Here is a 4,893-nt window from a genome sequence, read left to right on the forward strand (position 1 = left end):
CGGACGGCTCGAACACCTGCGCGGCTCCGCACTCGGGTTCCGCAACCTGACCAACTACATCGCCCGAAGCCTGCTCGAGACCGGCGGCTTCAGACCCCAACTCCTACACCCCCGATTGGGATGAGCCTGTTTTCCGGAGAACCGCCACATGATGCGCTCCCATCGGTACACGGTCAGGATCGACAGATCCCAGTGTCCGACGCCGAGAACCGGCAGTCACGAGTAGTCCGATACCCGAGTGCGTATCCCGGCACGAATCCCGCATACCCGTATCCGATGGTGCGGGCGCGTCCCCTGCCTGTGCGCTACCAGCCGCGTTCCCGCCACTCGCCGAGGTGCGGACGCTCCGCACCGAGCGTCGAGTCCTTGCCGTGGCCCGGGTAGACGACGGTGTCGTCGCCGAACCGGCCGAACAGCTTCGTCTCCACATCGTCGAGCAACGCGGTGAACTGTTCGTGGTCGGGGGTCTTGCCGATGCCGCCAGGGAACAGGCAGTCGCCGGTGAACACGTGGTGCCGGCCGGTGCCCTGCTCCTCGAGGACCAGCGCGATCGAACCGGGAGTGTGCCCGGACAGGTGCAGCACCTCGAACGACAGTTCGCCGACGTCGACGGTGTCGCCCTCCATGAGCATCCGGGCCGGAGTGACGGGAAGCGGCTCGGCGTCGAGTGGGTGCGCTGCCGTCGGCGCACCCGTGGTCGCGGCGACCTGCTCGAGACCCTGCCAGTGATCCCAGTGCTGGTGGGTGGTGACGATCAGCTCGAGATTCGGCGCGTTCTCGGCGAGATAACCGACGAGCAGGTCCGGTTCGTTCGCGGCGTCGATGAACAACGACTTGCCGGTCGCGGTGTCGGTGACGAGATAGGTGTTGTTGTCCATCGGGCCGACAGACAGTTTGACGATGGTCGCGCCAGGAATCGCGCGGCGCTGCGCGGGGCCGCCCGGGGAGACCTCCCCGGTGTAGTGGTCGTCGATGGTCACAGGCTGCTGCGTCATGGCTGCACGCTACCGCCGAGGAACATCTGTCGAGGTCGGGAGGTTGTGAACGAGAACCTGTCGGTGGCCGCGCCTACCATGGCACAGTCCGGTGTCGCGTGATTCGGCACCGGCTCACCGGGAACACAACAGGGCTCACCGGGAACACAACAGGACTGTCGCGCACACCGGGCGCGGGTCCGAGGGAAGGACATGGCGTGGCGGATCGCCTGATCGTGCGGGGCGCACGGGAGCACAACCTGCGCGGAATCAACGTGGACCTCCCGCGGGACAGTCTCATCGTGTTCACCGGACTGTCCGGGTCCGGCAAGTCGAGCCTCGCGTTCGACACGATCTTCGCCGAAGGCCAGCGGCGCTACGTCGAATCGCTGTCCGCGTACGCACGCCAGTTCCTCGGCCAGATGGACAAGCCGGACGTCGACTTCATCGAGGGTCTGTCCCCGGCGGTGTCCATCGACCAGAAATCCACGAACCGCAACCCGCGGTCGACGGTCGGCACCATCACCGAGGTGTACGACTACCTGCGTCTGCTGTATGCACGCGCGGGCACCCCGCACTGCCCGATCTGCGGCGAACGGATCGCGCGGCAGACACCACAGCAGATCGTCGACCAGGTGCTCGACATGGAGCAGGGCCTGAAGTTTCAGGTCCTCGCGCCGGTCGTGCGTACCCGCAAGGGCGAGTTCGTCGACCTGTTCGAACAGCTCACCGTGCAGGGCTTCGCGCGCGTGCGTGTCGACGGTGTGGTGTACCCGCTGACCGAGCCGCCGAAGCTCAAAAAGCAGGAGAAGCACGACATCGAGGTGGTCGTCGACCGCCTTGCCGTCAAGGTATCCGCCAAGCAGCGGCTCACCGACTCGATCGAGACGGCGCTTCGCCTCGCCGAGGGGATCGTCGTGCTCGATTTCGTCGACCGCGACGAGAACGCTCCGGACCGGGAACGTCGCTTCTCGGAGAAACTCGCCTGCCCGAACGCGCACCCGCTGTCCATCGACGATCTCGAGCCCCGCTCGTTCTCGTTCAACTCGCCGTACGGGGCCTGCCCGGAATGCACCGGTCTCGGTGTCCGCAAGGAGGTCGACCCGGAACTCGTGGTGCCCGATCCCGAGGCGACCCTCGAGGACGGCGCGATCGCACCGTGGTCGTCGGGCCAGAGTTCGGAATACTTCAGCCGGTTGCTGTCCGGTCTCGGCGACATCATGGGTTTCGATCTGTCGACACCGTGGAACAAATTGCCGGCCAAGGCGCGCAAGGCGATCCTGGAAGGCAGCACCGAACAGGTGCACGTCCGGTACAAGAACCGCTACGGTCGGGTGCGCTCGTACTATGCCGAGTTCGAAGGTGTGATGCCGTTCCTGCACCGCAGGCTCGAACAGACCGAGTCCGAGCAGATGAAGGAACGGTACGACGGGTTCATGCGCGACATCCCGTGCCCGGCGTGCGACGGCGCACGCCTGCGGCCGGAGATCCTGTCGGTGACGATCTCCGCGGACGGCGGACACAAGTCGATCGCCGAGGTGTGCGACCTGTCGATCGGTGAGTGCTCCGCGTTCCTCAACAGCCTCACCCTCGGATCCCGCGAGGAAGCGATCGCCGGTTCGGTCCTCAAGGAAGTGCAGTCGCGCCTCGGGTTCCTGCTCGACGTCGGCCTCGAATACCTCACCCTCTCGCGCGCTGCGGCGACACTGTCCGGCGGTGAGGCGCAACGTATCCGGCTCGCAACCCAGATCGGCTCGGGTCTCGTCGGTGTGCTGTACGTCCTCGACGAACCGTCCATCGGCCTGCATCAGCGCGACAATCGTCGCCTCATCGAAACCCTCACGCGGCTACGTGATCTCGGCAACACGTTGATCGTCGTCGAACACGACGAGGACACCATCCGCGCATCCGACTGGATCGTCGACATCGGTCCGTTCGCCGGCGAACACGGCGGCCGGGTCGTGCATGCCGGAACGTACAAGCAGTTGCTGGACAACACCGAATCGCTGACCGGGGCGTACCTGTCCGGGCGCAGAAGCATCGACGTTCCGCCGGTACGTCGGCCGATCGACCGGAAGCGTCAGGTCACCGTCGTCGGGGCGAGGGAGAACAACCTGCGCGGCATCGACGTTGCGTTCCCGCTCGGCGTGCTCACCAGCGTCACCGGCGTATCCGGGTCCGGCAAGTCCACGCTGGTCAACGACATCCTCGCCACCGTGATGGCCAACAAGCTCAACGGTGCCCGCCAGGTGCCGGGTCGGCACACCCGCGTCAACGGTCTCGACCAACTCGACAAGCTCGTCCAGGTCGACCAGTCACCGATCGGTCGCACCCCGCGGTCGAACCCGGCGACCTACACGGGCGTTTTCGACAAGATCCGCACGCTGTTCTCGCAGACCACCGAGGCCAAGGTGCGCGGCTACCAGCAGGGCAGGTTCTCCTTCAACGTCAAGGGCGGTCGCTGCGAGGCATGCTCCGGCGACGGCACCCTCAAGATCGAGATGAACTTCCTGCCCGATGTGTACGTGCCGTGCGAGGTGTGCCACGGTGCCCGCTACAACCGCGAGACACTCGAGGTGCACTACAAAGGAAAGAGCATCGCCGAGGTGCTCGACATGCCGATCGAGGAGGCCGCCGAATTCTTCCAGCCGGTCACCTCGATCCACCGCTACCTCAAGACCCTTGTGGACGTCGGGCTCGGATACGTGCGGCTCGGACAGCCCGCGCCCACCCTGTCCGGGGGCGAGGCACAACGCGTCAAGCTCGCCGCGGAACTGCAGAAGCGCTCGAGCGGCCGCACCGTGTACGTGCTCGACGAGCCGACGACGGGTCTGCACTTCGAAGACATCCGCAAGCTGCTCGGCGTCATCAACGGGCTCGTCGACAAGGGCAACACCGTCATCGTCATCGAGCACAACCTCGACGTCATCAAGACGGCGGACTGGGTCATCGACATGGGTCCCGAGGGCGGATCGGGGGGCGGCACCGTCGTCGGTCAAGGCACACCGGAAGATATCGCCGCGACCGAGGCCAGCTACACCGGGCGGTTCCTCGCCGAGGCGCTCGACGCCGCGCCCGCGCCGGAACCGGTGCGTAAGCCGGCGCGCAAACGTGCCCCGAGGAAGGCGGCGGCCGCCATATAGCCGGCCGCGGATGGCCCCGCCGGTGCACCACGGCGCGACGGACCGTTCAACTGCACGTAAGGAAGGGGAAACGCGCGCTCCGTAGCCTGGCGGCATGACCGGTGTGCCTGTCGATCTGACCGCAATCGCCTCCGCCCTCGACGAGTTGCGAGACGGACTCGTCGCCGCCGCCGCGGCAGACGAACGGTGGGCGCAAGCCCATCCCAGTCACCGCGCGAGCGCACAAAACCTGGCGCACTACGTGGCGCTGCGCCGGCGCGACATCCGCGACCTGCAGTCCGACCTCTCCGAGTGCGGCCTGTCGTCCCTCGGTCGCGCCGAGGCGCACGTGCTCGCGAACATCGACGCGGTCCGCCACGCGGTGGGCCGCCTCGCGGATCTCCCGGATTGCGACATCGATTCCACAACAGTCGGATTCGTTGACGGCCCGCGACTGCTCGACCGCAATGCGACCGCGCTGCTCGGCGCCGCGGAGGGTGGTCGCCGCACCCGCATCATGGTGACCCTGCCGTCCACGGCGGCCACCGACGCCGACCTCGTCGACCGAATCGTCGCGGCAGGCGCCGAACTGGTGCGCATCAATTGCGCGCACGACAGCCCACAGCAGTGGGAGCAGATGATCGCGCACGTGCGGCGCGCCGAGCGCGCCCACGGCCGACGCGTCACCGTCACGATGGATCTGGGCGGACCGAAACTGCGCACCGGCCCGATCGCGGCGGGACCGGCGGTGGTCCACATCAAACCGGAACGCGACGCGCTCGGCCGCACCGTGGCCC

General features: G+C 67.0%; 3 protein-coding genes. 2 read left to right on the forward strand and 1 reads right to left on the reverse strand.

The features are described from left to right. Positions 1-305 precede the first annotated feature (305 nt). Complete coding sequence (locus WAX14_RS12280; protein WP_422628336.1) at positions 306-995, reverse strand: MBL fold metallo-hydrolase; 690 nt, start codon at positions 993-995, stop codon at positions 306-308. A gap of 197 nt (positions 996-1,192) precedes the next feature. Between WAX14_RS12280 and uvrA the strand changes: the two genes are divergently transcribed. After that, the gene (uvrA, locus tag WAX14_RS12285) at positions 1,193-4,117 is read left to right on the forward strand and encodes an excinuclease ABC subunit UvrA (protein ID WP_422628337.1); all 2,925 of its coding nucleotides are present in this window, start codon (positions 1,193-1,195) and stop codon (positions 4,115-4,117) included. Positions 4,118-4,211: 94 nt separating this feature from the next. Continuing rightward, positions 4,212-4,893: pyruvate kinase (locus tag WAX14_RS12290; RefSeq protein WP_422628338.1), on the forward strand; the 682-nt coding region annotated here is incomplete at its 3' end.

Origin of the sequence: Rhodococcus sp. (in: high G+C Gram-positive bacteria) (assembly GCF_049299235.1) — a bacterium.
Lineage (GTDB): Bacteria > Actinomycetota > Actinomycetes > Mycobacteriales > Mycobacteriaceae > Rhodococcus.

Bases quoted from the DNA above. Each gene is read 5' to 3' on its own strand.
- WAX14_RS12280 (WP_422628336.1), bottom strand. From the start codon at position 995: ATGACGCAGCAGCCTGTGACCATCGACGACCACTACACCGGGGAGGTC.